Source organism: Thermococcus kodakarensis KOD1, assembly GCF_000009965.1.
Taxonomy (GTDB): domain Archaea; phylum Methanobacteriota_B; class Thermococci; order Thermococcales; family Thermococcaceae; genus Thermococcus; species Thermococcus kodakarensis.
In genome coordinates this window covers 1,371,560-1,397,961 of the sequence record NC_006624.1, presented here as the reverse complement: position 1 = coordinate 1,397,961, position 26,402 = coordinate 1,371,560, and the positions used below count along the sequence as shown (strand labels likewise).

At 52.7% G+C, this 26,402-nt stretch carries 30 protein-coding genes; 11 read left to right on the top strand and 19 right to left on the bottom strand.

Translation table 11 applies throughout. The features are described 5' to 3' along the window. The first annotated feature begins 72 nt into the window (after positions 1-72). Positions 73-495 carry an adenosylmethionine decarboxylase gene (speD, locus tag TK_RS07945; protein WP_048053856.1) on the top strand — a complete coding sequence of 141 codons (423 nt, stop codon included), beginning with the start codon at positions 73-75 and terminating at the stop codon, positions 493-495. A gap of 5 nt (positions 496-500) precedes the next feature. Here the strand turns inward: speD and TK_RS07940 are convergent, their stop codons facing one another. From TK_RS07940 to TK_RS07885, 12 genes are all read right to left on the bottom strand, one after another. Continuing rightward, complete coding sequence (locus TK_RS07940; RefSeq protein WP_048053855.1) at positions 501-1,046, bottom strand: hypothetical protein; 546 nt, start codon at positions 1,044-1,046, stop codon at positions 501-503. Positions 1,047-1,071: 25 nt separating this feature from the next. Next, on the bottom strand, positions 1,072-1,818 hold the full coding sequence (locus TK_RS07935; protein ID WP_011250541.1) for a KaiC domain-containing protein: 747 nt from the start codon (positions 1,816-1,818) through the stop codon (positions 1,072-1,074). Positions 1,819-1,903: 85 nt separating this feature from the next. After that, positions 1,904-3,526, bottom strand: coding sequence for a PEGA domain-containing protein (locus tag TK_RS07930; RefSeq protein ID WP_011250540.1), 1,623 nt, complete (start codon positions 3,524-3,526; stop codon positions 1,904-1,906). Continuing rightward, positions 3,483-4,139, bottom strand: a complete 657-nt coding sequence (locus TK_RS07925) for an ABC transporter ATP-binding protein (protein WP_011250539.1) — start codon at positions 4,137-4,139, stop codon at positions 3,483-3,485. Before TK_RS07925 ends, TK_RS07930 begins: the two co-directional genes overlap by 44 nt. Beyond that, entirely contained in the window at positions 4,136-4,552 is a 417-nt protein-coding gene (locus tag TK_RS07920) for a hypothetical protein (protein WP_011250538.1), read from the bottom strand. The genes TK_RS07925 and TK_RS07920 overlap by 4 nt, the downstream gene beginning before the upstream one ends. After that, a complete protein-coding gene (locus tag TK_RS07915) occupies positions 4,549-4,971 on the bottom strand; it encodes a hypothetical protein (RefSeq protein ID WP_011250537.1) in 423 nt (140 codons plus the stop codon). Before TK_RS07915 ends, TK_RS07920 begins: the two co-directional genes overlap by 4 nt. 44 nt (positions 4,972-5,015) lie before the next feature. Further along, positions 5,016-5,318 carry a hypothetical protein gene (locus tag TK_RS07910; RefSeq protein ID WP_011250536.1) on the bottom strand — a complete coding sequence of 101 codons (303 nt, stop codon included), beginning with the start codon at positions 5,316-5,318 and terminating at the stop codon, positions 5,016-5,018. Continuing rightward, a complete protein-coding gene (locus TK_RS07905) occupies positions 5,315-5,554 on the bottom strand; it encodes a hypothetical protein (RefSeq protein ID WP_143598704.1) in 240 nt (79 codons plus the stop codon). The genes TK_RS07910 and TK_RS07905 overlap by 4 nt, the downstream gene beginning before the upstream one ends. 44 nt (positions 5,555-5,598) lie before the next feature. Continuing rightward, the gene (locus TK_RS07900) at positions 5,599-6,336 is read right to left on the bottom strand and encodes a hypothetical protein (RefSeq protein WP_011250534.1); all 738 of its coding nucleotides are present in this window, start codon (positions 6,334-6,336) and stop codon (positions 5,599-5,601) included. A gap of 16 nt (positions 6,337-6,352) precedes the next feature. Next, entirely contained in the window at positions 6,353-6,625 is a 273-nt protein-coding gene (locus TK_RS07895) for a hypothetical protein (RefSeq protein ID WP_143598703.1), read from the bottom strand. Between the two features lie 231 nt (positions 6,626-6,856). Next, a complete protein-coding gene (locus TK_RS07890) occupies positions 6,857-7,366 on the bottom strand; it encodes a PUA domain-containing protein (protein ID WP_011250532.1) in 510 nt (169 codons plus the stop codon). A 38-nt stretch (positions 7,367-7,404) separates the two neighbouring features. Then, entirely contained in the window at positions 7,405-7,914 is a 510-nt protein-coding gene (locus tag TK_RS07885; RefSeq protein WP_011250531.1) for a YkgJ family cysteine cluster protein, read from the bottom strand. Between the two features lie 137 nt (positions 7,915-8,051). Here TK_RS07885 and TK_RS07880 point away from each other — a divergent pair, with 137 nt between their 5' ends. The 4 genes from TK_RS07880 to TK_RS07865 all read left to right on the top strand — a co-directional run bounded on the left by TK_RS07880 (position 8,052) and on the right by TK_RS07865 (position 12,671). Continuing rightward, positions 8,052-8,975 (top strand): ABC transporter ATP-binding protein, encoded by a 924-nt coding sequence (locus TK_RS07880; protein WP_011250530.1) that lies wholly within the window; start codon positions 8,052-8,054, stop codon positions 8,973-8,975. Then, positions 8,972-10,018 (top strand): ABC transporter permease, encoded by a 1,047-nt coding sequence (locus TK_RS07875; RefSeq protein WP_011250529.1) that lies wholly within the window; start codon positions 8,972-8,974, stop codon positions 10,016-10,018. Before TK_RS07880 ends, TK_RS07875 begins: the two co-directional genes overlap by 4 nt. Before the next feature lie 5 nt (positions 10,019-10,023). After that, on the top strand, positions 10,024-11,961 hold the full coding sequence (locus TK_RS07870; RefSeq protein ID WP_011250528.1) for a COG1470 family protein: 1,938 nt from the start codon (positions 10,024-10,026) through the stop codon (positions 11,959-11,961). A 146-nt stretch (positions 11,962-12,107) separates the two neighbouring features. Further along, complete coding sequence (locus TK_RS07865; protein ID WP_011250527.1) at positions 12,108-12,671, top strand: HdeD family acid-resistance protein; 564 nt, start codon at positions 12,108-12,110, stop codon at positions 12,669-12,671. 133 nt (positions 12,672-12,804) lie between these two features. On the opposite strand, the gene TK_RS12375 is transcribed toward TK_RS07865, so the two are convergent. Continuing rightward, the gene (locus TK_RS12375; RefSeq protein ID WP_394295110.1) at positions 12,805-13,059 is read right to left on the bottom strand and encodes a hypothetical protein; all 255 of its coding nucleotides are present in this window, start codon (positions 13,057-13,059) and stop codon (positions 12,805-12,807) included. Between TK_RS12375 and TK_RS12370 the strand changes: the two genes are divergently transcribed. Then, positions 13,046-13,453: a potassium channel family protein gene (locus TK_RS12370; protein ID WP_394295109.1), complete on the top strand. Its 408-nt coding sequence runs from the start codon at positions 13,046-13,048 to the stop codon at positions 13,451-13,453. The two genes, TK_RS12375 and TK_RS12370, sit on opposite strands and share 14 nt — an antisense overlap. Here the strand turns inward: TK_RS12370 and TK_RS07855 are convergent. Beyond that, complete coding sequence (locus TK_RS07855; RefSeq protein WP_011250525.1) at positions 13,450-15,237, bottom strand: tRNA uridine(34) 5-carboxymethylaminomethyl modification radical SAM/GNAT enzyme Elp3; 1,788 nt, start codon at positions 15,235-15,237, stop codon at positions 13,450-13,452. The genes TK_RS12370 and TK_RS07855 overlap by 4 nt on opposite strands. A 106-nt stretch (positions 15,238-15,343) precedes the next feature. Between TK_RS07855 and TK_RS07850 the strand changes: the two genes are divergently transcribed. From TK_RS07850 to TK_RS07840, 3 genes are all read left to right on the top strand, one after another. Beyond that, positions 15,344-16,741 (top strand): ATP-binding protein, encoded by a 1,398-nt coding sequence (locus TK_RS07850; protein ID WP_011250524.1) that lies wholly within the window; start codon positions 15,344-15,346, stop codon positions 16,739-16,741. Next, positions 16,738-17,490: a Nif3-like dinuclear metal center hexameric protein gene (locus TK_RS07845; RefSeq protein ID WP_011250523.1), complete on the top strand. Its 753-nt coding sequence runs from the start codon at positions 16,738-16,740 to the stop codon at positions 17,488-17,490. The genes TK_RS07850 and TK_RS07845 overlap by 4 nt, the downstream gene beginning before the upstream one ends. Before the next feature lie 86 nt (positions 17,491-17,576). After that, on the top strand, positions 17,577-18,041 hold the full coding sequence (locus TK_RS07840; protein WP_011250522.1) for a hypothetical protein: 465 nt from the start codon (positions 17,577-17,579) through the stop codon (positions 18,039-18,041). On the opposite strand, the gene TK_RS07835 is transcribed toward TK_RS07840, so the two are convergent. After that, a complete protein-coding gene (locus TK_RS07835; RefSeq protein ID WP_011250521.1) occupies positions 18,008-18,373 on the bottom strand; it encodes a hypothetical protein in 366 nt (121 codons plus the stop codon). The two genes, TK_RS07840 and TK_RS07835, sit on opposite strands and share 34 nt — an antisense overlap. Before the next feature lie 114 nt (positions 18,374-18,487). Between TK_RS07835 and TK_RS07830 the strand changes: the two genes are divergently transcribed. Beyond that, positions 18,488-19,552, top strand: coding sequence for an iron-containing alcohol dehydrogenase (locus tag TK_RS07830; protein WP_011250520.1), 1,065 nt, complete (start codon positions 18,488-18,490; stop codon positions 19,550-19,552). A gap of 67 nt (positions 19,553-19,619) precedes the next feature. Here the strand turns inward: TK_RS07830 and TK_RS07825 are convergent, their stop codons facing one another. The 4 genes from TK_RS07825 to TK_RS07810 form a co-directional block, all read right to left on the bottom strand. Next, the gene (locus TK_RS07825) at positions 19,620-21,086 is read right to left on the bottom strand and encodes a sodium/proline symporter (protein ID WP_011250519.1); all 1,467 of its coding nucleotides are present in this window, start codon (positions 21,084-21,086) and stop codon (positions 19,620-19,622) included. Positions 21,087-21,357: 271 nt separating this feature from the next. After that, positions 21,358-24,111 carry an alanine--tRNA ligase gene (gene alaS / locus TK_RS07820; RefSeq protein WP_011250518.1) on the bottom strand — a complete coding sequence of 918 codons (2,754 nt, stop codon included), beginning with the start codon at positions 24,109-24,111 and terminating at the stop codon, positions 21,358-21,360. A gap of 158 nt (positions 24,112-24,269) precedes the next feature. After that, on the bottom strand, positions 24,270-25,673 hold the full coding sequence (locus TK_RS07815) for a hypothetical protein (RefSeq protein WP_048053736.1): 1,404 nt from the start codon (positions 25,671-25,673) through the stop codon (positions 24,270-24,272). 223 nt (positions 25,674-25,896) lie between these two features. Further along, positions 25,897-26,175, bottom strand: coding sequence for a hypothetical protein (locus TK_RS07810; protein WP_011250516.1), 279 nt, complete (start codon positions 26,173-26,175; stop codon positions 25,897-25,899). Between the two features lie 100 nt (positions 26,176-26,275). Here TK_RS07810 and TK_RS12305 point away from each other — a divergent pair, with 100 nt between their 5' ends. Continuing rightward, positions 26,276-26,401, top strand: coding sequence for a hypothetical protein (locus TK_RS12305; RefSeq protein WP_269763431.1), 126 nt, complete (start codon positions 26,276-26,278; stop codon positions 26,399-26,401). Position 26,402: the final 1 nt, after the last annotated feature.

Here is a 26,402-nt window from a genome sequence, read left to right as displayed (position 1 = left end):
GCCCTTCTATTTTGGGATTAACTTTAAAAAGGGTGTCAACAACCAAAGGTTCAGGTGAGAGCCATGACCGAGATAGAGACGATAGGTTTTCACTACGTTGTTGAGGCTGCCGGTTGCGATCCTGAGGTTCTCGGTAACGCTGACAGGATAAGGCAGATATTCCTCGAAGCGGCCAAAGTGGGCAACATGGAGGTCAAGGCAAGCTACTTCTTCAAGTTCTCCCCGACAGGGGTCAGCGGCGTCGTCATAGTCGCTGAGAGCCACATCTCAGTCCACACCTGGCCGGAGAAGGGTTACGCCGCACTCGACGTCTACACCTGCGGCACCAAGGCCAACCCCGAGAAGGCCGTTGACTACATCCTCGAGCAGTTTAAGGCCAAGTACGCTCACGTCTCAGAGATAAAGCGTGGCATCGAAGAGGACGACGAGACCTTCACCCACATGATAATGACCTGGGAAGAAGCATTAAGAAAGAACGGAAACGGAAGCGGCTAAGAAGTTCAGAGCAGCTTTTCTATTTCCTTCACTCTCTCCAGGGCGTCGTTTAGGACTTTTCTAACGTTTTCAAGCTTTGCCTTGAGCTGGTGGTTCTCCTCCTCGAGGGTCTTGACCCTCTCCTCAAGCTCCCTGACTTTTGCTTCGAGCTCCTCCTTCTCCTTCTTGAGCTTCTCGTACTCCTCCATCGCAACGAGCTGGCCGCCCTTGGCTAGAACCTCAACGTTCTTTACGAGCTCGTCGAGCTTGCCCTGCTTGATGAGCTCGTAGGTCTCCCTGACGAGCTGTCCTGCTTTTGTCTCGCCCTTGAGGTGCTTCCTTATTGTCTGCTCCGTCCTGCCGAGCTCTTCGGCTATCTCGCTGACGGTCATGCCAGCCTTCTCCCTGGCTATTGCACCGGCAGCCACTGCCAGGCTGTCAACCCAGGTAAGCCTCTCCGCCGGGTCCTTGATGAGCTCTATGACCTCGGGCCTGAAGAGCGTCGCAAACAGGAGTATGCTCTCAAGCCTGTGGATTTCCTCCCTTCCAATCGGGTTCAGTGGAACCTCCACCATTTCCATCACCTCCCTTCGGTTTTCACTCAAGCTCGATGACGGCCTTCCTCTTGAGGACCTTGTCGGGATAGACGATTATTCCCTTGTCGGTGATATCAAACGGGTGCCTTCTCATACTGTGGCTCGTTCCGCGCATCTTCCAGACTATCAGAGAGCGCTTCAGCTCGCCGTCAATCTCGTCGAGGTCGAGGCGAATTATGCCATCAACGCCATGCTCGACACCGGGACCACCGAAACCGCGCTCACCAACGCTTATCTGGCTGACGAAGATGCTCGTGACCCCGAGGCCGGCCAGAACGCGCTTGAGCTGCATCACAATGCTTCTCGCCATAGCTGGTTTGTTGATGTAGAGCGTCGTAACTGAATCAACGACCAGCCTCTTGGCTCCAATGTCCTTGACGGCCGTCCTGAGGACGTCTATGAACTCCCTGATGTCCGTCAAATCGTGGACGATGTACTTCTCGTACTCCTTGCTCTTGCCGATTCCAGCGGTGAAGGCATCTACCATCGCGAATAATCCTTCTTCCTCGTACTTCCTGACATCCCAGCCGAACTGAGCCATGTTTTGTCTCACCTGAACCGGGTGCTCTTCCAGAGCCACGTAGATTCCTGGCTCACCCATCTGGAGGCCGTTCCAGAGGAACTGCTGTGAGAAGATTGACTTTCCGGTTCCGGGCCCGCCGCTGAGAAGAACGACGTTCCTCTCGGGTATTCCCCCATGGAGTATCTCGTCCATGCCCGGGATGCCGGTCTTTACCCTCTTGATCATCGTGACCACCCCCTTAAATTTACTTTTAGTTACCATTATGTTCCTGTGTGGAAGGGCTTAAAAAGATTACGTTGGGTAAGAAAAGTCAGCGCTTCCTCCTGAGGACAAGGGCGATAATGAGGAGCAGTACCAGCGCGGCCGGAAGGAGCCATTTATTGTTTATCTCCTTGTATCCTTGGTCGGGGTTTTTGTTGGATGTTGGGCTAGTTTTTATGGGAGTTCGAGTGAAAATTTTATCAGAAGTTTTTCTGAGTGTGATGTTGATGTGGGTCACCTCTCCTGCCCTGAGAGTGATTATCATGAATGCTTCCTCGTAGCCCCCTTTCTCGACCTTGAGGCTGTGGTTGCCCGGCATTATGGAGAGGTTGCAGGGCGTAATGCATTCCCCTCCGCCAACTTCAACGGTGGCTCCAGCTGGAGAGGTCGCAACTACGAGGACCGGCATCTTAACCAGGTTCAGCGAGACGTTTCTGAAAGTGCCAGGGGACAGGTGGATCAGGGTGGAGTTCGGAAGGTAGCCCCTAAGGAAGGCCGAAACGTTGTAAACACCGGCAGTCAGGTTTAGGGAGCAGGGGGAGGTACACGTTCTGTTCCCGACCTTCACCTTCGCCCCCGGAGGAACCGTGACAACGTTGAGCTCAGCCGGCAGGGAGCTGAGAGTCATGTTCAACGAGACACTTCCGTTGGCCGGAACCGTCACGTTCTTCACGACGCCTCCGTATCCTGCCAGATAGGCGCTGATGGTATAGGTACCCGCAGGGAGGGACAGCCTAAGTGGGCTTCTTCCGGAGAATACCTTCTGATTTCCAGCAAAAATTGCAATACTTGCGTTCGGGGGCGTCGTTGAGACTCTTAGTGTTCCTTCCTTTGGATGAATCGAAACCGACCTAGACAGCGCTAGAAGGTCTACCTGGAGAGTGAGGTTCCTCCCGGCGGAAACCACGACGCCAGAGACAAATGGGTAGCCGTTGGTGCCGAGCGAGACGTTGTACGAGCTCAGCCGGGAGGTAAAGGGGAGGTAGAGCCTCATCGGGGTAAACCACTCACCGAAAAGATGAAAGCCGTTGACGTAAACGGTGGCGTTGGCAGGTTTTGAAGTTATGCCTACTGGAACCGGGATAGTAGCGTTGCTAATCGGCTGGCGGGAGCAGCTGCCGTAGGCACTCCAGCTGTTCTTATCTCCTGATATATCGATTAGACAGTATTTCTTAACACCCGCATACTCGGCAGCCACAGGAAGGCCGCCGGGAAGGAGGAGATATTCTCTTGTAGAGTGTGAAAGAATGACAGTCCCCATAGGGACTGGCTTTGATGGTCCTATCATTAAGCTTGCACCCTCACCGGTGGTCCAGTCCGGCGATGACGCTGAGGGCATTTCCTCCGATTCAAGCGCTGGGACTCTTTTCCCATCAGAGAAAACGATTGCCCTTGAGAACCCTTTTAGGGAATCGTCCAAAAGTGAGCCGTTGATCTCCACAACCAGGGGTACACTCCCAACGCTCATGTTGAAGATAACGGTGATGTCTCCAATAGACGCCTCAACCTGCCACTCCCCGACACTTAGGTTGAGCAGGACAGGGGCGGTTGCGCTCAGGTTCCCCACGCTGATCTGTCCCTGGAACTGAAAGAGGACCGGCACTGAGGACACCGGCGTCATCAGGACGCTAAACAAGATTGAGAGCAGAAACAACCTCCTCAATTTCCCCATGGAACTTCACCCTCCCCCCAGCCATAACAACCGCCCTGTCGGCGAACCCGACGAAGGGCTTCCATACGTGGGAGACTATAACCATCGAGATACCCTCGGAGGCAAAACGTCTCAACAGGCTCGCTATTTCGGGTATCGCGTCAAAGTCAAGGTTGGCGAGGGGCTCATCCAGCAGAATCAGCTCAGGAGTACCCACAAAGGCGGATGCTATGCTCAGGCGCTTTGCCATCCCTGCCGAGTAAGTTGAAATCCTCCTGTTGAGAAAGCCCATTAGGGAGAAAGCCTCGACGATATCCGACAGTGGGCTCCCCCGGATTCCAGCCAGGAACTCAAGCCACTCACGGCCCGTTCTGTGCTTTGGCAGGGCGGGAGGGTCAAAGGATACGCCGAGCTTCACCCTAACCTTTTCATTGGCCCAGGGGTCACCGCCGAACACCCTTATGGTCCCGGCCGTCGGTCGATAAGTTCCTGCGCAGAGGTTCAGGAACGTGCTCTTTCCCCCACCGTTGGGTCCCATAATGAGGGTAACTCCCTCCTCAATTTCAAGGTCCAAGGAGTCGAGCGCGATTACGTGGCCAAAATGCTTCGTTAGATGCTCTGCCCGAATGATCATCTCCTCACCCCCAGAAGGGTGAAGAGAAGGGCAGAGGTACCTCCTGTGATGTACTCGATTGAGAGGGCTTTTGAAGACGGGTAACTCTCCCGGCCGGAGATCGCCACGGAAGTGGGTGCTTCAGCTGAGACTACGACGCAGTAGGGGCCGGAATGGTTGAACTCGACAACTGTTCTCCCACTATCTTGGACGGTGGATTTGACGACCCTATCCTCAACGGGGTCGTAGAATGTCACCGAGTAGTGGCCCTCACTGTTCACGTTGAGGACGAGAACCCTCGCGGAGGGAACGACGGTGCACGATGCCCCAACTGCAAAGTCCGAATACGGCTTCGAGAGCTCGACGTGCTGAACCGTGAGCGCCACCAGTGTGAAGGCCGTGATAAGGAAGAGGATGAGCCTGGGGAACCTCATCTAACGTCCCTCCTTTCCGCGACGTACAGTGTCAGTCTGATGAGGAAAAGGGGAAGGAGAACGCAGGAGATGAAAGCGGACGAGGCCAACTCGGAGACCCAGCCTGAAGTGGAAGTACCTGAAGTGTAAGCGTGAAATATCGCCAAGTTAAGGACTGTGGGGGGCAGAAAGGATATCCCCAGGGAGAACGGGACGTGGAGAAGGGCAAGCCCTGCCATTATTGAGACGAAGGTGTTGGGAGAGGCCAACGCCACCAGGGAAGAAACCGCGACCGCGTAGAGAACGGCTAGGGCCCAATAGAACAGATACAGGGGAAGTAGGCCCTTCGAGAGTAGGGCGGTGAGTATGAAGTCACCGGTATCGCCGAAGATGTAGGTGACCGTCAGAATGAACGGGAGGAAGGATGCCGTAAAGAGCATTATGAAAACGGTCAGAATCTTTGTGAGAACAAGTTTCTTTCTCCCTACGGGTAAGGAGTAGAGCGAGAGAGCAAAGCGTGTGTCCTGTCGTTCCGCAGGACGAGCGATGATAGGAGAACCGCAGTTAGCATGAAGGTGGTGTAAACCTCATCGGACAGGAGGGGAACGGTGATGCCCATGGCTCTCCAGGAAGAAGCCCTGATGATGTCCTCGCTCGGTGGGGAGGCTATGAAATGGGTCGAGACCCTGATTCCCCGGATGAAGAGGGAAGTTCCGATGAGCAGGAAGCCGAAGGCAAAAGCCGTTAGGTTGAGCGGGTCTTCGAGCTCCCAGCAGAGGATTTTCATCGAACCCACCTCCAGAAGTCCCTGATACCGACTGCGAGGGCTATAATGGCCAGAAGAACGAGGTAGTATACGAAGGGACTGTTGGGTCTCTCGAAGGGATGTTCATCCTGAAACTCCACGTTGGTCGCGTAGAGGTTCCAGCCCTGGAGCCATCGTTTGTTTGAGCCTTCGGCAAGAAACCTGCGGAGGGCCCGCGAGGCGTTCACGTCCTCCATCGTGGAACTGATCACGCCCATTAGAACTAGCTCAGGAGGAGTTGAGAACATGTCGGACGCTATCATCAGGCCGTTGGGGGGTCGTAGAGGGCAGAGAAGCCCGTACCCCCCGAGAAGCTGTAGTCCGGGCCGTGGAGGTTGAACCTCACCACGTCGGATTCGAGGTAGATAAAGGGGGGATTAAACGTGCGCAGGTGCGTCAAAACCTCAACGTCCCGGTAGCGGGAGTAACTTAGGTTTTTGATTCTCATTACCCAGACTCCCCCTTCCGGGACGGTGACGTTCAACAGGAGTGCGCCTGGTTTGGGTGGATTGGATGGGTCTATGAAAAAGCTCGGCCTGGCAACGGGTGTGCCGTTTTGCATGTACATCCCGTTTTTCAGGTCGAGAGTGAGAACCTCTGAGAGCACGAGCTTGCTAGCGTTCGCGAGGTCGGGCCTTTCAACAACGACATCGTGGAGTTCAAGTGTGACGAGGATTTTGGCGGTGTCGTTGTTCACGGAGAGGATCTCGAAGGTCAGGTAAGAAGTTCCCATCGGCCAGAGTGCGGTGACGTAGTTCTCATCCCTTGAGACGTTCCTCTCCATCGTCCAGGTGAGGTAAGGATAAAGCGCCTCGAAGGAGCGTCCGTTGAGCATGTTGAGCTTGATCATAACGCTGTTTGTCCCGAACCTCGCGTCCTTCGGAACGATAACTGCATAGGTCACGTAGGTTCCGGATTTAAGCCAGGCCGGGGCGGCGGACACAGTGGCCGTCTCCGCGAGAATCAAAAACAAAAGAACGAAAATGATTTTAGCCCGCACGCGGCGTCACCTGGGTTCAACGTTTATAAAAGTGGGGAATCAGTGCAAGTGCCCCACCGGTTTCGCCGTTGTGCCTCTCGTAGGGTATTCTGGTAAAGGATATTTTCGCTCCCGTGTACTCCTGGACGCGGGATCTGTCAACGGTGACGCTGGACCAGTACGCGACGTGTTTCACGGTTGGGGTGTCTACGGTTATCCTCCCGTTGCATATGATCAGCCATCCGGAGACACCTGCCCAGACCCACTCATCTTGGCCCCACTGGGGGGTATCTGTGTCGTGGTCATACATTCTTTGGCATTCTGACGATAGAACGGTGGGCTTTGAGACCCAAGCGGACGCGCCGGCCGCTGAAATCAAACTCACTAGGAGGAGGACCAAACTTAATCTTATGGGTTTTTTCACATGTATCACCTTTCTTGAGGTTTTGACACTTTTTAATAGTATCTAAATTTTATAAAAATTTTTAGTAAACAGTGATGTTTTATCGGGAGAACAGATTCTAAAAATGAGGGTGATAAGTTACCTCTTTCTCCTCAAAAACTCCCCGATGTCGGTGACGTTGAGAATGAACTTATTTCTGCTCCCTGGATTTATTCTGCCTATTCCAAGGATTATCCCGTTTTCGTCGTAAATCACGAGCTTTTTGGTGCCCTGCCAGTCATACTTCCTTACACCTCTCTTAGGCACGTCCTTTCCGGTCGTGAAGAGAAAGCCCGCCTTTGGGCTTAGAACTGCGTAGTTCTTCTGCACATCTACGAAGTAGAAGAACTCTATGTTTGGATAGAACTTCTCGACGAGGTTTTTATCGACCTTTATCGTGCCGACGAAAGTTCCGTAGGCGTAGGGCTTGAGATCCAGGCTCTCTATCTCTCTCCACACCCTCTCATTCACAGCATAAACGTCACGGAACTTGCCCTCAACTACTGCAAAGAAGTGATGTCTAAGCTCGCCATACTTTTCCGCCTCACGGAGGATGAGGTCGTACTCCCATGATGAGGCACGCCGGTAGCGGAGTTCTTCCTGGGTCATCGGGGAAATTTAGGCGGGGTACTTAAAAACGTGAGCGTTCACAGCCTCTCAAGAAGTTCGGCTAAACCGTCCATATCAGTCTCTTCCAGCTCCTTTTCGAACTCTAGCCCGAGCTCCGCTATCTCCTCCGGCGTTATCGTGGTTTCTGGCTCTTCTGCGTTTACTCCCGGACAGCTCTCGTCGTAGTATAGCCAGAGCCTTTCTCCCCTGTATTCAAAGGACTTCTCCCCTTCAACGCCGAGCGGCTTTTTCGACACCATGAATGGATAAATCCTGCAGATAAGGGGTCTGGCCTTATGAATAGTACACTTTCCGGTTTCGGGGTCGTGGAAGACGCAGCCTAAGTCCCACTCCCTAACGGAGAGCACGAAGCGGATTTTTTCGCCTTCAATGGAGAAAGTCACGAAGTCCTGTGGGTCTTTCCCAGTCCTGGCGATCCTTTCGATGTCCTTTAGCGTCAGGTAGACGTGCCTCCCCCTGCAGCAGTCGAGGCAGTAGAGACAGCGGAAGCCAACCGGTTCTGTAAATGGCTTGGGTTTAAAGCGCATGGCTCCCCATTCATGGATGTGCCTTAAAAACTTGTCCTTACCTATTGGATTTAATATTCATCAATATCAACTAATACGTGTCTATTTCAGTCAAAAAATTTATAACTGTAAGTTGTTACTGATTGATGGTGGATAGTATGAACATGATTGAGGCAAGGGGTTTGACGAAGGTTTATGGAGACACCGTCGCCGTTGATGGGCTGAACCTCGCGGTCAAAAAAGGAACGATCTTCGGCTTCCTTGGGCCCAACGGCGCCGGAAAGACGACGACCATACTGATGTTCCTGGGACTAATTCAGCCTACAAAGGGGGAGGCGTACGTCAACGGCATAAATGTTCAGGAGAACCCTGTGGAAGTTAAGAGGATAAGCGGTTACATGCCTGGTGAGGGTAGCTTGTACCCCAACATGAGCGCCCTTGATAATCTGCTTTATTTCGCCAAGTTCTACAGGATGCCCAAATCCGAGGCAGAGAAGCGTGCCAGGGAGCTTCTGGAGCTCGTTGGACTTAAGGATGTCGCGGACAAAAAGGTTGGAAGCTTTTCAACAGGAATGAAGCAGAGACTCCTTCTCGCTCAGGCCCTCATAAATGATCCACTGGTCCTGTTCCTTGACGAACCGACCAACGGACTCGATCCTAGGGGCGTAGTTGAGCTCAGAGACGTTCTCAGGGATCTGAAGAAAGATGGGAAGACGATCCTGTTTTCAAGTCACATCCTCTCTGAAGTAGAGATCATAAGCGATGAGATAGGCATAATCTCCAAGGGGAAGCTCCTGATCAGCGGCAGTCAGGACGAGATAAAGCGCAAGTTCATTGAGGGAAGGTACATGATAGTCGCCGAGACAGTGGAGCCGATTGACGTTGGCTCGCTTGATCTCGACGCAGCGGACCTTAGGCTCGAGGGTCAGAACCGCCTTGTGGTTTATTCTGAGAGGGACATCAGGGTTGAGCTCCTCAGGATGTTGGAGAGCGCCGGGTACACGGTTCTCGACGTTCACCTCCAGGAACCCACCCTGGAGGATGTGTTCATGGAGCTTGTTTATGGGGGGAAGAATCTATGATCGGTGCTATTGCTGAAAAAGAGTTTAGAGATAATCTAACGAGTAAAAGGTTCTTTGTAGTGTTCGGTTTCCTTCTTGCAGTAGTCGTACTGTCCCTGATCCTGGTTAAACTGGACCTGTACGGAATGTACATGCCGGGCGGGGATGATGAAGCTCCCAAGGTGTACCACGTCCTCTGGGGCGTCAACTACCTTATCGGCTCCGTTGGAGGGATCTTTGCCCTAGCCCTCGGCTTCGACGCCGTGACGAAGGAGAAGGAGAACAGAACCATGAACGTTCTGATGGGGCATCCCGTCTTCAGAGACCAGGTGATACTGGGGAAGATACTTGGGGGGGCTATAACGCTGGCGGTCTCCGTCCTCATAACTGCCCTCATAATGACCGGGCTTCTCCTGTGGATAGGCGTTACTATCGACAGCTACGCTAGGATGGTGATGTACTTCCTCGTAATGTACCTCTACTTCATGGTCTTTTTCACAATGGGGGTGGCGTTTTCGGCCCACTCCAGCTCAAGTGGCAGCGCCCTCATGTACGCCTTAGTGGCCTTTTTAATTCTCACCACTTTAACCCTCCCCGTGGCGGAGCTCGTTGCCTACGGCGTCGCCGGTCCAAGGCCGCAGGAGCCTGAGGAGCTGAGGGCTTACTACGAGGAAATGGAGCGCATATTCAGCAGTGAAAATGTGACCCCCGAAGACATGGCAAAGATGGAGGATATTCAGAAAAAGATGGAGGTACTGCAGGAGGAGTACAGCCAAAAAATTGAGGAGTGGAGCAAAAAGTACTGGAAAACTATAGAGTACGTTCAGATAATATCGCCTGAATATGACTTCGACCAGGTGTCTGAGTACGTTCTCAACCCAGAGAAGGGCTCTGAGGATTGGTTCGTTTATTACGATAGAGACTTTGATGAAGAGGAGCCCCCGAGCTACAGCCTCTCAGAGAGCCTGTCCTTCGTCAAGAAGGAGCTCGGAATGATGGTGGCATACCTCGTGCTCTGGACGGTTATTGCATACCTGGGCTTCGTGAGGGCTGAGATCAGGTGATCGCCATGAGGCGCATCTTTATCGTCTTTTTTGCAGTGTTGCTTGCCACTTCGGCTCTGGCCTCGGCAGAGACCTTTACCATTGTCCTGCATACTGGCCAGAGTATATCCGTGAACGGGGTTACGGTTCGGTTCCTAGACTTTTCAGAGGACGGGCGGGTGGCAGTACAGGTCAAGGGGACTACTCACGTGCTTTCCTATGGAGACACCATCGAGGTAGTGAAGGGGATAAACCTGACAGTGGGTAGCTTGAGCTTTTCTGAGAGTTCAGTGCTGCTTGTCCTCTATGGGGAAAACATCAGCATGGGGGAGCAACCATCCAACATCCAGCTTGAGAGCAGGTTTCCCAGCAAGATTACTCAGCCAGGGGAGGATGTCGTGTTTACCGTTCGGGTACGGAACCTCGGCCAGGAAGGGTTCGTTCCGGTGGTCGTAACAGCTCCGAGGGGGTGGGATGCGAAAGTTCTGGCCGGCAACTCGGAAGTTGATGGGGTGTACCTCAAGAGCGGCGAGACCGCTGAGGTCTCGGTTGTTTTGAGGCCTCCCTCCCGTCCTGGGAAGTACCCTGTTGTCCTCCAAGCGGGGGACTCCGAGCTGACTCTGTGGGTTACTGTAGTTGGTGGGGGTGTTGAGATAACCTGTCTTTACCCCGTTAAGGAAGTTGAAGCGGGCAGGAACGTCTCGTTTTCGCTCGTTCTTTCTTCGAAGGTACCCGTCACGGTGCCCCTCAACGTTACCCTCCCTTCTGGATGGGAGGGGAAGTTCCTGGCCGGGGGTGACTTCGTTAGGGGAGTTTACCTCTCTGGAGAAAGCACCGTTGAGCTCCTCGTCAGCGTGCCTAGCAACGCTTCGGTTGGCTGGTATCCCATTGAGGTAGGCGCCGGAGACGCGCGGACTACCCTATCAGTCTACGTATCAAAAAGCCATGCTGGGGAGAATGGAACAGTGACCGTTAAGGTACTCGATCCCGAGTCGGGAAACTACATCCCGGGGGCCTCTGTTCAGCTCCTTCGTGATGGCGAAACCGTTGTCTCTGCCAGAACGCTCTCCGATGGAACCGCCGTTATTGAAGCCCCCGAAGGGGAATACACTCTGATCGTCACGAAGGATGCGTACAATACGGTAAGGCGGACGATCAGGGTAACCGCGGGTTCTGAGGTTGAAGTGAAAGTCTCGCTGAAAAAGCTCCCCTACTACTTTACCGCCGATGCACTTAGCCCAACCAAGAGCGGAGTTCTGGGTGATGTGTTCGTTTACGAGGTTGTTTTGAAGAACCTGGGGGAAAACGACGATACATACACGTTCGATTTGAAAGCTCCTGAGGGATGGGGGGCACTTGTGACCGACGACCCGAGTTCGAGAAGGGGCATGGGAAGCGTGTACGTCGAGAGCGGCTCGGATACTCGGCTGTACGTTGTTTTGATCCCACCCGACACCGCCGAAATCGGGGACTACCACGCGGCGCTCAAAATCACCTCCCTGGGAAGCGGCGAGGAGAAAATCTTAAACTTCACGGCCTCCCTCTCGGGCAGCTATGGAATAGCACTATCCCCTGGCAAGTACAGTCTGAAAATAGAAGCTGGAAAGAGTGCCGAGCTCCATGTTAGGGTCTACAACACTGGAACGAGTCCACTCACCAATGTTAAACTCAATGTTGAGCTACCAGAGGACTGGAAAACAAAGGCCCAAATCACCCCTGAGAGGATGTCAGAGCTAGGGAGGGACGAAGTGGCCGAGTTCACAGTAAAGTTTACAGTCCCCGCAAACGTTGATTCTGGGGACTACGTTGTCAAGATTTCAGCAGTCAGTGACCAGGACAAGTCAGAGGAGAAGATCAGAGTCACTGTTACGAAGGGTGGCGGCTCGGAATACATCGGTATAGCGGTAATTCTTGGTGCTCTGGTGCTCCTGGGAATCCTTCTACGGAAGTACGGCCGCCGCTAATTGTGGCGGCTTTTGGTTTCATCTTTTTTGAGACATAATCCGAGGCAGATTTCCATCGAGACTATTGCTATTTTGATAACACAAATACAGAAAAATTTTTAAACCAATAAATTAACCTTTGGTGAGAATAATCTGGAGGTGGTCAGATGAAGTACGGAGAAGTCGGGAAGAACTGGGTCTGGATGCTCGGACTTGGACTGATATTCATAACCCTTGGAGTTGCCGGGCTGATGGTTCTGCCCCTGCTCAGCATAACCAGTGTAACTCTCTTTGGAGCGTTCATGGTCGTCGGTGGAGTTCTCCAGATGGTTCAGGGTATCACAAAGGCTAGGGAGTGGAAGAGCAGAACCTTACACATCGTAATGGGACTCATCTATGTCCTCGGTGGAATCTTCGCAATGATAAACCCCGTCCTCGCGACTGCAATATACACGCTTATCCTCGGCCTGTCTCTGATGTTCATAGGCTTTCTCAGGATTGCCGTTGCCTTCCAGAACAAGGACGTCTCCCAGTGGGCACTCATGGTGCTCTCTGGAGTTCTGACTGTCTTTCTGGGCCTGCTGATAGTCCTCCAGTGGCCGTGGTCCAGCCTCTGGGCGGTTGGCCTGTTCATATCCATAGACCTTATAATGGCCGGTGCCAACTACATAGCGATAGCCCTCGCTGCCAAGGTCGAGCATGAGGCGGAGGCAAAAGCTGCAGGCGGGTGATGTGGAAAGTGTTTGCCCTGCTTTCCTTTATTCTCGTGGTTGTGCTCTCTGTAATAATCGTCAGGATAGGCGCAATAGCCCTCGAGCTGACGGGCCTATCCAGGGATGTGGCAGCTTTTCAGGCACAGTCTGCCTATTCTGGCACGGGGTTCACAACGAGTGAAAGCGAATACGTGGTCTCCCATCCTGTCAGGAGAAAGATTATCAGGCTTCTGATATTCCTTGGGAGCGCTGGAATAACCTCGGCAATAGCGACGCTCGTCCTTACTTTCGTTGGAAAGAGCAGAGGGGAAGCCCTGAATTCCCTTGTAATACTCGTTGTTAGTCTTGTCTTCCTATACGTCTTCTTCACCTCAAAGAGGGTCGAGAGGTGGATGAGGAGGGTCATAAAGAGGTTCCTTGAAAAGAGGTTTCCAGAGCTCAAAGTTTACGACTACAACCAGCTTCTTGGACTCTCGAGGGGGTATTCGATCTCAAGGATACAGGTTAAGAGAAACAGCTGGCTGGCGAACAAGACGCTGAGAGAGCTTGAACTGGACAAAGAGGGAGTTTTAGTGCTTGGAATATTTAGGAAGACCCCCGAGGGCGAGAAGTACTTGGGGGCACCGCGAGGCGACACTCAAGTTCTTCCAGGAGACATTTTGATCTGCTACGGTCCCGAAGAGGCACTCTTAAATCTGTCAAAGCGCGTCAGGGGTATAAAGGGCGATAAAGAGCACGAAGAGGCCGTTAAAAAAGCAGAACTTAAAAGAATGGAAGAGGAGATGCTCTCCGGTAGTTAGGTGTTCAGGTGTGCGTCGAACTCTTTGCTCTTTTTGTACTCAGCATAGTCCTTGTCGAGTCTCTTCGCCACGTACGGTCCGTTCTTCCTGTAGCCGAACTTCCTGTAGTACTCTCTGACACCGACGCCGCTGATGACGAGCATCTTCTTGACCTCGAACTCCTCGCGAGCAATCCTCTCGGCCTCTGCTAGAAGCTCCCTGCCATACCCGCGGTGCTGCCACTCGTACTTCGGCTTTCCACCTATGGGCACGAGCGGGCCGTATACGTGTAGTTCCCTCACTATGGCAGACGGACAGCAGTTTATCTCCTTCCTGTGAGCCTTCTCGCTCGGGATTCTGAGGCGGATAAAGCCTATCAGTATGTCGTTCTTCACGTCTTCGAAACTCAGGAATATCTCCCTTCCCCCAGCGGCGTCGTAGTCCTCGCGGAGGAGTTTTATGTGTTCAACCTCGGGCTGGACTCCGAACTTCTGCATCATGTGGCCGACTTCCCTAAAGCGGATCTCCCTCGGCCGTATTCCCCTCTTTATCAGTTCGTTGAAGACGAGCTGGCCGAGGTTTGAGTGCTTAACCCCCGCAACGATGAGCTTAGCCGGTATGTCTCTCTGGATTCTCATAACCCTAACCCACTTCGGGAAGAGCTTGTAGGCCTCAACGAGGAGCTCAACGGCCTCCTCCGTCGTGTAGGGCCTGTACTTGCCAGCCTTGTACCATGCGTAAAGAGGAGCATCTGCGGTAACGAGGGTTGGATAGATCTTCAGCATGTCCGGGCGGAAGCGGGGATCTTCGAATATCTTCCTGAAGGTGTACAGATCCCTCTCAAAGTTACTCCCCGGCAGGCCGGGCATTATGTGGTAGTTTATCTTCAAGCCGGCATCGCGAAGCAACTGGGTGGCCTTTATTATCTCCTCAACGCCGTGACCCCTCTTAGTCCTCTCGTGGATGAAGTTGAATACCGTCTGAACTCCGAGCTCGACCCTTGTCGTTCCCAGTTTGAGCATCCTGTCTATCTGCCTCTCGAAGGCCCAGTCGGGACGGGTCTCTATAGTGAGGCCGACCATCCTGACCTTGGCCTTCTCGTTCTTCCTCTGCTCGTCTTCGAGGTAGTAGTAGGGCTTCCTGTGGGTCAGCTCCCAGGCCCTCTTGAACTCGGGGTCTTCCTCGAAAACAGACTTGTCGCCCTTAACTATGAGCCTCACGAGCTTCTCCTCAAGGTTCTCTATGTCCTTGAAGTACGGAAAGTCGTTCATGGCCTTGAAGGCGCACTTAACGTACCATTCCTGATAGTCGAGGTCAACGGCCGGAAAAGTTCCGCCCTGGATTATGACTTCCACCTTGTCAACGTCATGGCCGATGTCGGTGAGCTGTTTTAGCCTGCGCATCATGATGATGTATGGATGGTAAGCGCTCTGGACCGCCCTCAGTGCTGAAGGCTCCTTTCCGGTGTAGCTCTGCGGCGAACCAACTGAGGGCCCGCCCGGGCAGTAGATGCACCTGCCGTGCGGGCAGGGGAAGGGCTTTGTCATCATGGCCACAACGGCAACTCCGCTGATGGTTCTCGTCGGCTTCCTCTTGAGGAGTTCCCTAAATCTGTCGCGCTCCTCCTCTGGAATGGCCTTCAGGATGTCTGAGTTGCCTGGAATCTTTGAAAGGTGATACTTCCGCGACACGATGATCTTGTAGCGGTTGAGCTCGTCCCTATCCTTTATCTCACCCGCTAACACGGCTCTCGCTATCTCCTCAACTGCCCTCCTGAATTTCTCACCGTCTCTCATCTCGCCCATACCAACACCTCTCGGCACTACTTGAGGGGCGGTTTTAAAAGGGTTTGGAGACAGAATTGAGGAAAAGTTTATATTCAGTTAGTGAATAATTCAGTTGGTGAATATAATGCGGTTTATCGACCGCGAGAGGGAGCTTGAGGTCTTGCGTAAAGCGAGGGAAAGGAGCAGAAAAAAGCTCTACACCCTAGCCATTTACGGTCTGAGAAGGGTTGGCAAAACGCGGCTCTTGAGAGAATTCTTAGGGGAGAAAGACATTTATTTCTTCGTTAATCGGGAGAAGGGAAGCACAGGGTTGCTCAGGGAATACGAAAACATCCTCCGGGAAAAGGGCGTGATAACGAAGAGGGAGAGAATAGAAAGCTGGGACGATTTTTTTGAGGTTCTCTTTGAGAGGTTTGAAGGAGTGGTCGCCTTCGACGAGTTCCAGGACTTCAGGTTTGTAGAGCCCTCGGTTTACCCTACCCTTCAGAGGCTCATCGATGAGAACGAGGAGAGGAAAAACCTCCTCTTGATCTTTACAGGTTCAACTATCGGGATGATCGAAAAGCTGTTCAGGGATTCAAAGGAGCCCCTGTACGGGAGAATAAAGCGTGAGATTCACCTTAAGCCGCTGGACATCCGTGGGAGCTACGAAATGGCGAGAGAACTCGATATTGTAAAGCTGGACGATTTCTTTAAGGTTCACTCGGTGTTCGGGGGCTTTCCGCGCTACTGGGTGGCCATCGAGGATGAAGGTCTGGAAGGGAGAAGCGCAGAGGAAATCCTGAGGGAGCTGTTTTTCGAGGAATACGCCCCTCTCGCCGAAGAAGTGCCCAAGATGCTCTCCCTTGAGTTCGGAAAGAGATCTGGGGTTTACTATGATATCTTGGAGGCCATAGCCAACGGGGCCACCTCGATAAGCGGAATAGCCGGCTATCTCAACAGGGACGAAACTTCTCTGACTAGACAGCTCAGGGAGCTCGTTTACTATTTCAGACTTGTTGACTACGACAGGGCAGTTCTTGGGAAAAGGAGCATCCTCCACATAAGCCACCCGCTGATAGCTTTCTGGTTCAGGTTCGTTCAGCCAAAGCTGAGCATGTACGAGTTCGAGAGAAGGAAAGTGTGGGAAGAAGTGAAAAAGGGGCTGGGCGATTACATGGGCAAGAGGTTTGACTTCGCCTGCAGGGAGCTGGTTCTCCTTGAGGAACTGCCCTTCAGGCCAGCGACCATCGGAAGACACTGGGGATATTACAGGGAAGACGGAGTTAAGAAGGTGTACGAAATAGACGTTGTCGCCCTTGACGAGACCGGAAAGCGCGCAATATTCGGAGAGTGCAAATGGAGAAACCGTGCCCAGAATGGGAAGAAACTCGTGGAAGAACTCAGAAAGAATGTAGAGCTGACTGGCTGGAAGGGGGAAGCCCACTATCTCCTGATTGGTAAGAGTTTCAAGCACGTCCCTGAGGGGGTTAAGGTTATAGATGAGGACAGGATTAGAGAACTCCTGGAGGGATCAGAATGAACCGCGATGAACTCGTCTCTTTCCTCGACGAGTACCTAAACATATCTGCCTACCCAGACAAGTCGAGCAACGGCCTTCAGGTTGAGGGGAATGAAGAAGTTGAGAGGGTAGCGTTCACCGTTGACACTACACTCAGAACCATAGAACGCGCCGCTAAAGCCGGGGCTGACATGATGGTAGTCCACCACGGCATGATCTGGGGCGGGTTAGAGTACGTAACGGGGGTGCACTACAGGCGTCTGAAAGCTCTCATAGAGAACGGTCTGAACCTCTACGTTGCCCATCTTCCCCTCGATGCCCACCCAGAGGTGGGGAACAACGTGGAACTGCTCAGACTCCTTGGCCTGGAGCCGAAGGGGCCCTTTGGCGAGTATAGGGGGCTGACCATAGGCTTCTGGGGCGAGTTTGAGGAGCCTCAGCCCATAGAGAAGATCGCGCAGATAGTCGCGGAGAAGCTCGACACGACGGTTAGGGCCTACGAGTTCGGGAAGAGGGAGATAAAGACCGTTGGAGCAATCAGCGGGGCGGGGGCGTTTGCCCTTGAAGAGGCCTGGAGAAAGGGAATCGACCTGCTCATAACAGGGGAGTTTGGGCACGCGGACTACCTAACGGCCGTTGACCTGCCGCAGAGCGTTCTCGTTGCCGGCCACTACAAAACGGAGACCCTTGGCGTTAAGGCCCTGATGCCAGTCCTCGGGAAGAAGTTCGGGCTGGATGTATTTTTCATCGACGAGCCGACCGGCCTTTGATTTTTGATTTTCTTCATCATGGCGCGTAACAACCTACACAAAAGGGTTAATAACGGAATGGGCGTAACCTATTTGGAGGGACCACTATGAACAAAGCTCTCGTCATCATGGCAGTCATCACAATAGCGCTGGTGGTTTATGCCTTTGAAACCGCCCAGCTTCCACCGGCCAGTATAGAGTACACGGAGGTCTTTTACGTGGATAACCAGAGCGTTACATTTGTTACCCAGGACGGCTTTGGGCTGTTCACAATGAAGGTTAGCCCGCACGTGGACAACTTCGAGCTTAAGATTGAGTTCCCGGAGGGCACCACTTACCTCGTCCGCTATGGTTCCGAGCAGTTTAAGGGAGAGACAACGTTCAAGGTTAAGGTTCACAAGGGAGACGCTCCTCAGGAAGTTTACGTTCATTTTCAGCTTCCGGAGGATCTCACCAAGAAAGTGATCTACGAAGGGGCAACTCCAGAAATCAAAATAACTGGCGATAAACTCCCATTCTGGCACAGTGAAGATGTCATCTACATTAAGTACCGCAAGGAAGAGAAGAGCTGAAGGACTTCTTTCTCCTTTATTAATTTGAGTTTTATCCCAATCTCTTCTGCGTACCCCTCAATCCAGCCGGGCTTTTGGGGCATTGAAGTTACCACCCACAGCTCTGGGAAACCCGCCCTCTGTGCCTTAACGACGTCGTAGAGGAGTCTTTGGGGAAACCACTTGAAGGAAGCTTCAAGCTCGATGGCGAGAATTTTCTCATCTCCGTTGAGAATTGCAACGTCTATTCTCGTGCCGTCTGGAGTTCTGTATTCGGGAACGGCCTGAAGACCAAGCTTTTCTGAAAGCTCTACAATCTGGCGGGTCAGAGTTTTGACCTTAATTTTTGGCACCCCTCCTTTTTTCTACCCTTCCTTCAAAATCTTTGCGATAGCTCGAACAAAAATTTTGGGAGAAAGAGGCTCCCCGAGCTTTTAGAAAGGCACGGGCTTTCAGGAAAGGCCCTGATGGTCACGGGGAGGAGCAGCACTAAGAAAACTGGCCTCCTCTACAGGGTTCAGGAGCTTCTCAAGAAGGCGGGCGTTGAGAGCATCGTCTTCGACAGAGTCATTCCGAATCCGATTTCAACCCACGTGGATGAAGCCGCTGAGCTCGCGAGGAGGGAGAATGTGGACTTCGTCGTGGGGCTCGGCGGCGGAAGCGCGATAGACAGCGCCAAGGCAATAGCCATGACCGCCAAGAGCGGGGGCAAGTACTGGGACTACGTTCCGGCCGTCGGCGGAGGAAAAAAGCCGAGCGGGGCGCTGCCGATAGTGGCGATCCCCACAACCCACGGGACTGGCACAGAGGCAGACCCCTACGCGGTCATAACCAACCCTGAAACGAAGGAGAAGCAGGGGATAGGGTACGATGTCCTCTTTCCGAAGTTTTCAATAGTCGACCCTGAGGTCATGGTAACCCTGCCACAGAACCAGACCGTCTACACATCGATGGACGCTTTCTACCACTCCATCGAAGCTTTCCTCAACGTCAGGGCCCAGCCATACTCCGACGTCCTGGCCCTCGACTCGATGAGACGAGTTGTTACCTACCTCCCGATAGCCTACGAAAACCTCCAAGACCTGGAAGCAAGAACCCAGCTCGCCTGGGCGAGCACCGAGGCGGGGATAACCGAGACCCTAACGGGAGTTATAGCGAACCACGCTCTCGAACACGGGCTCAGCGGGTTCTACCCCGAAGTGCCCCACGGGTTGGGACTGTGCATCCTGGGGCCATACCTGTTCGAGTACATCCTCGATCACGCCTACGAGCGCCTTGCAATCGTTGGCAGGGAGGTTTTCGGGGTCTACGAGAGCAACGACAGAAAGGCTGCAGAGCTCGCGGTCAAGAAGCTCCGCGACTTCCAGAGTCTCTTTGGAGTCAACAAGAAGCTCAGGGAGCTCGGCGTGAAGGAGGAGGACATTCCGAAGATGGCGGAAACGGCCTACAGGATGATGAAGGGTGTTATAGACGTCACGCCGGGGAATCTGAGCGTTGAGGATCTTGAGGAGATTTACAGGAGGGCATACTGAGTTCAGAATTTGGGGGTACAGACCTTCCCATTTTGACTTTTGAAAAAGCAAAGAAACGTTGGGGAATTCATGCCCCTGTCCGGGTGTTCTCAGGCTTTATGGCGTACGTTGCAACAACGGCCACGATGGCAGTCACTATGAACGTCATCAGCCTCGCTGAGACCTTTGCATCGAGACCCGAGCTGACCCAGAATACCGTGAAGAGCAGTCCTGCGATTATCGTCGGTGGGACCGCCTTTCCGTGGAACTTCTTCCAGAAGAGAGTCAGGATCACTATGACCGAGAACGTGTCCCCGATTCCTGCCCAGGTGTAGCCGACTATTGTGTAGATTAGGTCCGACGGAACAATGAAGGCCATTATGAGGGCTATTATTCCGAGTGCGATGGTTGTGATTCTGGAGATCGTCAGGCCCCTGCGTGGATCCATGTCTTTGGCGAGCACAAATGGCCTGAGGAAATTCTCGGAGAGCTCCGTTGACGCGAGGATGAGGAGAGAGTCCGCAGTGGAGAGCATGGCCGCTACAGCGCCTGTTATGAAGACCGCCGCCAAGGCAGGCGGGAAGAGCTTGAGCATTACCTCCGGCATAACCTGCTCCTGATCCGCGAGTCCGCTCGGCCCAAAGATCGCTATGCCGATCCAGCCGATTAGAAGGGCACCTATGTAGGCTATTATCGTCCATGCAACGCCGACGTTTCTGGCCAGCTTGGCGTTTTCCTCATCCTTTATTGCCATGAATCTTATGCTGAGCTGTGGCATTCCGCCGAGGTATCCAAAGAACCAGGAGAACTCGGCTATCACGAATATGATTGCCGCACTCCCGGCGAGTCCCCCGAGTATCGTTGAGTATTCTGGTCCGGAAGCTTTGAGCGCCTCAGTAACCGAGTGAGCAAAGACATCATGGTGCGTGGAGATGTAGTGGATTCCAACTATTGGGGCGATGATGAGCGTGACTATCATGACGATTGCCTGGATTGTGTCCGTGTACGCAACGCTCTTCAGGCCTCCCGCTACCGTGTACGGGAGTATTATCATCGCTGTGATGATCATTCCAATCTTGGGGTCAATGTCGAAGAGGGCATTTAGGGTCTTTCCGCCGCCTATGAACTGTGCACCGACGTAGAAGAAAAAGAAGAACGCTATCGTCAGACTGCCGAGAATCCTTATCCACTTTTCAGCGTCGGGATGTCTCTTCGCTATGTAGTCCACGAAAGTCGATGCGTCGTATTTTTCGGCCTCCCTTCTCAGTCTGGGAGCGAAGATTACCCAAGCGACGACGATTCCGAGGACACAGCCTATAGCTGGCCAGATTGCCGCCAGGCCCGCCGCGAACGCAAACCCTGGTAGTCCAAGAAGAGCCCATGCAGATTCTCCAGTGGCGCGCTCTGACAGTGCGGCGACCCATCCGGGCAACTGTCGGCCGGCTATGGCGAAGTCTTTACTGCTCTTGGTCTTCCTGCCCTGGTAGATACCGACGCTTATCAAAAACAAAAGATACCCAACCAGAACAATCAACATTTGAGTCTGGGCTTCCATTGTGCACCCTCCCATTTCAACGTACCAATATGCACTCTATTGTACTTTATTGTTTTTATAATGCTTTTTGCAACTTGTGGTGTTAAACTATACGTTAAGGTATGACAATTCACTCAGTTGTATTCATGAATCATTAAATTTGGAATGTAAATCACACAGGCATACAGAAACTTTGGGTAGGCTGTAGGGGGTTGACTTCCCGCCCTTAAGGACAAGCTCTCAAAAGAAAAAGGCAAGAATGGAGAAATTTTGGGGCATAGAAAAATAAAAGTCATCCAAGCATCTTCTTGACCTCTTCAATCGCTTCCTCGGCCTTGAGCGGGTTCTTTATCCTGCCCTGAGCGAGCTCCTTCCTTCCGCCTCCACCACCGCCGGCGACGCTCGTTATCACCTTCGCCAGCTCTCCGGCCTTGAGGTCGAGGCCGTCTCCGACAGCAACCACGAAGTGACCTTCCCTGCTTATCAGCACGACGACGCGGTTCTCCTTCCTGAGCCTGTTGGCAGCCTCCCTGAGGTCGTCTATTGTTCCTTCAACTACAGCTCCGATGAACTCTACGTTACCCACTTTCTCGACCTTCTCCTGGAGTTCGTAGACGAGGAGCTTTGCAAGCTCTTTCCTGAGCTTCTCGACTTCCTTCCTGGCCTCCTTCCACTCGTTAAAGAACCTCTCGGCAGTTTCTGGCACCTTCTCGGGCGGGACGCGGAATATCTCTGCCGTCCTCTTGAGGAGCCTCTCGGTTTCCTGCATCCAGTTGATAGCGGCTTCTCCAGCCGCGAATATGATGCGCTCCACACCGTCCTGTATCCTCTCGGTTCTGAGTATCTTGATCGGACCTATTAGGCCGGTGTTCGGCAGGTGGGTTCCACCACAGGCCTGGACGTCCCAGTCCTCTATCTTGAGAACCCTGATGACCCTTCCCGGGACGACACCGCCCTGGTAGAGTCTGAAACCGTACTTCATCTCCGCCTCGGTCCTCGGGAGCCACTCCCAGGTGACCTTCCTGTTCTCCATGACGACCCTGTTGGCGAGCCTCTCAATCTCTCTCAGCTCCTCTTCGGTGATGCGCTTGTAGTGGGAGATATCGAGCCTGGCCCAATCGGTGTGGAGCTGTGAGCCAGCCTGCCAGACGTGCTTTCCTAATACGCGAACGAGCGCTCCCATAAGGACGTGGGTTCCAGTGTGGTGGCGCATATGCTGTATTCTCCTGTCCCAGTCGAGCCTCCCGTGGACGGTGACACCTTCCTTGAAGAGCTCCGGCTTCTCAACCTTATGGAGAATGACCTTTCCGACCTTCTGGACGTTCGTGACCTTAACTTTCTCACCGTTCACTTCCAAAACGCCTGTGTCGTAGGGCTGACCGCCGCCCTCCGGGTAGAAGGCAGTCTGGTCGAGGACAACCCAGTCGGCTATGACCTTCAGGACTCTCGCGTCGAATTCCTTCATGAACGGGTCTTCGTAGTAGAGCGTCCTCGTGTCTGGTAAGTCCTTGACCAGCTCGAAGTCTACGACATATTCCGCCGCCTCTTTCTTCTCGGCCTGCTTTTCGGCTTCCTTCGCCACCAGGGTGTAGAAATTGTCCGGGATGTTAACCTTTATGCCCTCCTTCTCCGCGACCTCCGCAACTATCTCCGGCGTTAATCCGTGGCTCTCGTAGAACAGTATGAGCTTCTCCAGCGGGAGCTCGTTGATGCCCTTCTTCTTGAGCTTGGCTATCTCCCTCTTCACGAGGTCGCTTCCGCGCCTGAGAGTCTCGGCGTAGCGCTTCTCCTCGACGTTGATTATATCGAGGATTACATCCTCCATCTCCTTGAACTCGGGGAAAGTCGGAGAGAGCTCCTTGATGTGCATGGCGACTATCTCAGCGAGCGGAATCTCAAGGCCGAGCTCGCGGAGGTGCCTTATGCTCTTCCTTATCAGCAGGCGCGCCAGGTAACCCGCTTTCACGTTGGACGGGATAACTCCGTCGGCGAGCATAAAGGTTAGGGCTTTTGTGTGGTCGGCTATCGCATAGATCAGCTCGTAGGGTCTAACGGCCTTCTCAAGCTCCTCGACGCTTATGCCGACGCGCTTGGCAACCTGCTCTCTCAGATAGCGCAGGTCGCCCATGTCCTCGATGTCGAACATCCCAGCCAACCTGGAGTTCTCCATCAGGATGCGCTCGTCTATCTTCTCAACTCCAGCCATCTTCTTGAGCGGCTCAATGACGTAGCCGAGAACCGCGTCGTAGGCCGTTGGGGTTCCGTGGCTCATCCAGACGAGCCTCTCAAGGCCATAGCCTGTGTCAACTACGCGCGTCTCCATCGGGACGTAGTAGTCTCCCTTTATCTCAACGACCTGGCTCGGGTCAGCATCGGCCGGGGCCTTCTTGTACTGCATGAAGACGAGCGTAGCCACCTCAAGGCCGCGGTAGAGAACCTCGAATGCCGGCCCGGCGTTTCCGCCACCCGCCCAGGGGTTCTCCTTGAAAGTTATGTCCTCTGGCTTCATCTTCAACTCCTTGGTGAAGAATTCGAAGGCTAGCTCGACAGTCTCGTCCATCCAGTATATCGGCTTGCCGGGGTAGTTGAAGGCGTGGTGGGCCATCATCTCGAATATCGTGAAGTGCCTTCCGGTTATTCCGACGTTGTCAATGTCAGTAAAGCGAATCGAGGGCTGGCTTATTGTGAGCGGGTTTGCGGGGGGATCAGCTTCGCCGCTTATGACCCAGGGCTGGAAGTCCATGATTGAAGCCCCGACGAGGAGCACATCGTCCCTCCAGCGCGGAAGGACGGGGTAGCGCTTGACCCTGCCGTGGGGATAGCTCTCGTGCTTTTCGAAGAAGCTCAGGAACTTCTCGCGCATCTCGTCGAGTGTGTACTTCTTCGGGATTCCGGGCTTTCCTATGAACTGGTACTCGTCACACGGCGGGTCTCCGCAGGTCTCCCTGTCCGGGTCGAGCGTCCAGAAGTACTTACCGCACTTGGGGCACTTCTTCCTTATCCATCCCTCTTCCTTGAACATTCGAGTTGTCATGTCCATGCTCATAAGCATCACCCGTTCATTTAGCTGAACCTAAAAAAGAGGGGGAGTTAATTAAGGTTTCCGTTCCGGCTGGCTGAAACTTGAGGTGCATAGGAAGAAAGAACAGGCGAGGTATAGAAGGATAAAAACAGAAAACAATGCCACATTGGCCTGCTTCTTGATTATCCAGTGCTGGTTGTGCAGAGGCCTGTTCTCGGGTCGCAGAACCCGGGTGATTTTCCATTCGTCACTGTAACCAGGAACATTGGCACTTTCACCTTATTGTAGTCCTCGGCAACGTCCAGTTTTTGATAGTACCTTAAGGCATAGCAGTCCTCCCGCGGAGTCGCCTGCAGGCGGTAAATCAGCATTGACCTTTGGTTTGCTGTTTTGTGGAATCCGATGGTTAGTGATATGCTGTTTAGGATTCTGCGGACTTGCGGGTATTTCTTCAGTACTCCCTCTTTTTCCAGGGCCTTAACCGCGGCCGGCCCTATCGGTATTGAAAAGCTAGACTCACTCGAAAGGTGCCAGCTTTCGTTGAGCCACTCGTCAATTATGAGCCCCCTACCGTCCCCTTGATTTATCAATATCCTCTCTGAATCTGCAGAGCCAGGAATCTCTAGATAGTGCGGTTCTCTGGTTATGCTTGGAGTGTAGAACGTTGATCCCGGCTTGGACTCAACATACTTTTGACTGCCGTCCGGGGTTTCGTAGATTTTGTAGCTGCCCGTGGTGAGTATTTCGAGTGGGTAAGTGAGGATTAATGGCATTTCAGTATATTTACCAGTATAACGGTCATAGGCGAGAACACCATATACGGTAACCACATACTTGACGTCCAGATTCACATAACGAGACCACATAGAGCTTTGAGGATTGACTTCGCGGGGGGTGGTGTACTCCAGCTTCAGGCCCTTTCCTTTGAAGCTCTCCCCGAATTTTGTCGTGGTGAGTGTTACTGGTCCGACGTCGATGCCAGCGGTCCAGTGCGAGTACGTGGCTTCGCTTAGGAATAGCCTCATATCGAAGTCTATGTCTTTTAGGACGTGGTTGTCTATTCTGAGTCCGAGGAAGGATATTTTTTCTGTTACAGTTTTTGAGGTGATCACTCTAATCCAGTTTCTTTCGGGGTTTTTTGGGATGCAGTAGCGGTATCCTTCGGGGATGTAATCCTTGGGACAGGAGTGGGCTGATGCAGTGGTAATTTTTGAGATCTCCGGGATTTCTAGTTCTTTGAGTTTTACTTTGCTTCCTTTGAGGCTTGCTATTCCCAATCCTTTATCGTTCACGAATATCACTATCGGGGTTGGCATGGCTTTTAGCGTGTTTTCTCTGTTAGCGTACTCTTTTAGCCACGCGTTTCTGGGAACCTTGACAAAAGTTGGGAAGATTCCGATTTTTCCGGTTTTTAGGAGTTTTATTGTCCCGTCTGGCATTGGGTAGAAGATGGCGTAGTGGCCCGAGCCTTCAAACTTGTAAACATCATAACCAAAGATTCGGAGGGGTTCCTCCTCGCTAAGTCTCCAGGTTATCGCAACTACTAGTGAGACGATGCTTACGCCAATGATCGTTATCAAGAGCATCACTAGAACCCTCTTCCGCCCCAACACTTACTAACCACCTTAGTTATAAGATAAGCACATTTTCATAAAAAATTTACTGTCTGAGGATATGGCTTGGTTATATTGTCCGATGTTGATGTTTATGAAAACCGATCTTGGTACCACAAACCGTTTGACTCTGCTACTGGAGAATCATCGAAGCTGATATAGTCTCAAGAGCTTTTGAGCAAAACGTATCATCGGTTCATTCTGATATATCCACGTCCTCGAACTCGTCTTCGTCAACGATGACAAAGGGGACTCCAAATTTCTTGAGAAGTTCAATGAGGTACTTTTCCCTTTTCTTCATCATGTCAAGTTTGTGCCTGAGGCTCGTGTTCTCTATCGCGAGGCTGTTGGCTTCCTCTACTTTAAGGCGGAGCTGCATCTTCAGCTCGTTTATCTGCTCTTCTAACTCTACTATTGAGCGTTCAAGCCTCTCTATCTCCTCAACGTACTCCCTGCAGAGCTTTCTTTTTATCATGCCGGTCAGCCCCGCGAAACCTCTTCACCTCTCAGGGGGCTCCAGACTCATCATCCCGTAAACCGTTAATGGCTTAAACCTTTCCATGAATAAAAACCTGGTGGTCGGAATGAAGAGCAGACTTAAAGTCCTCTACCTGAAATGGCGCTCAAGGTGTCCATTCGTGAGAAAGTTAGAAGCCTGGAGGATGAAAAGGAGGGCAAAGGAGTTTAAGGTGAAGCTCTGAC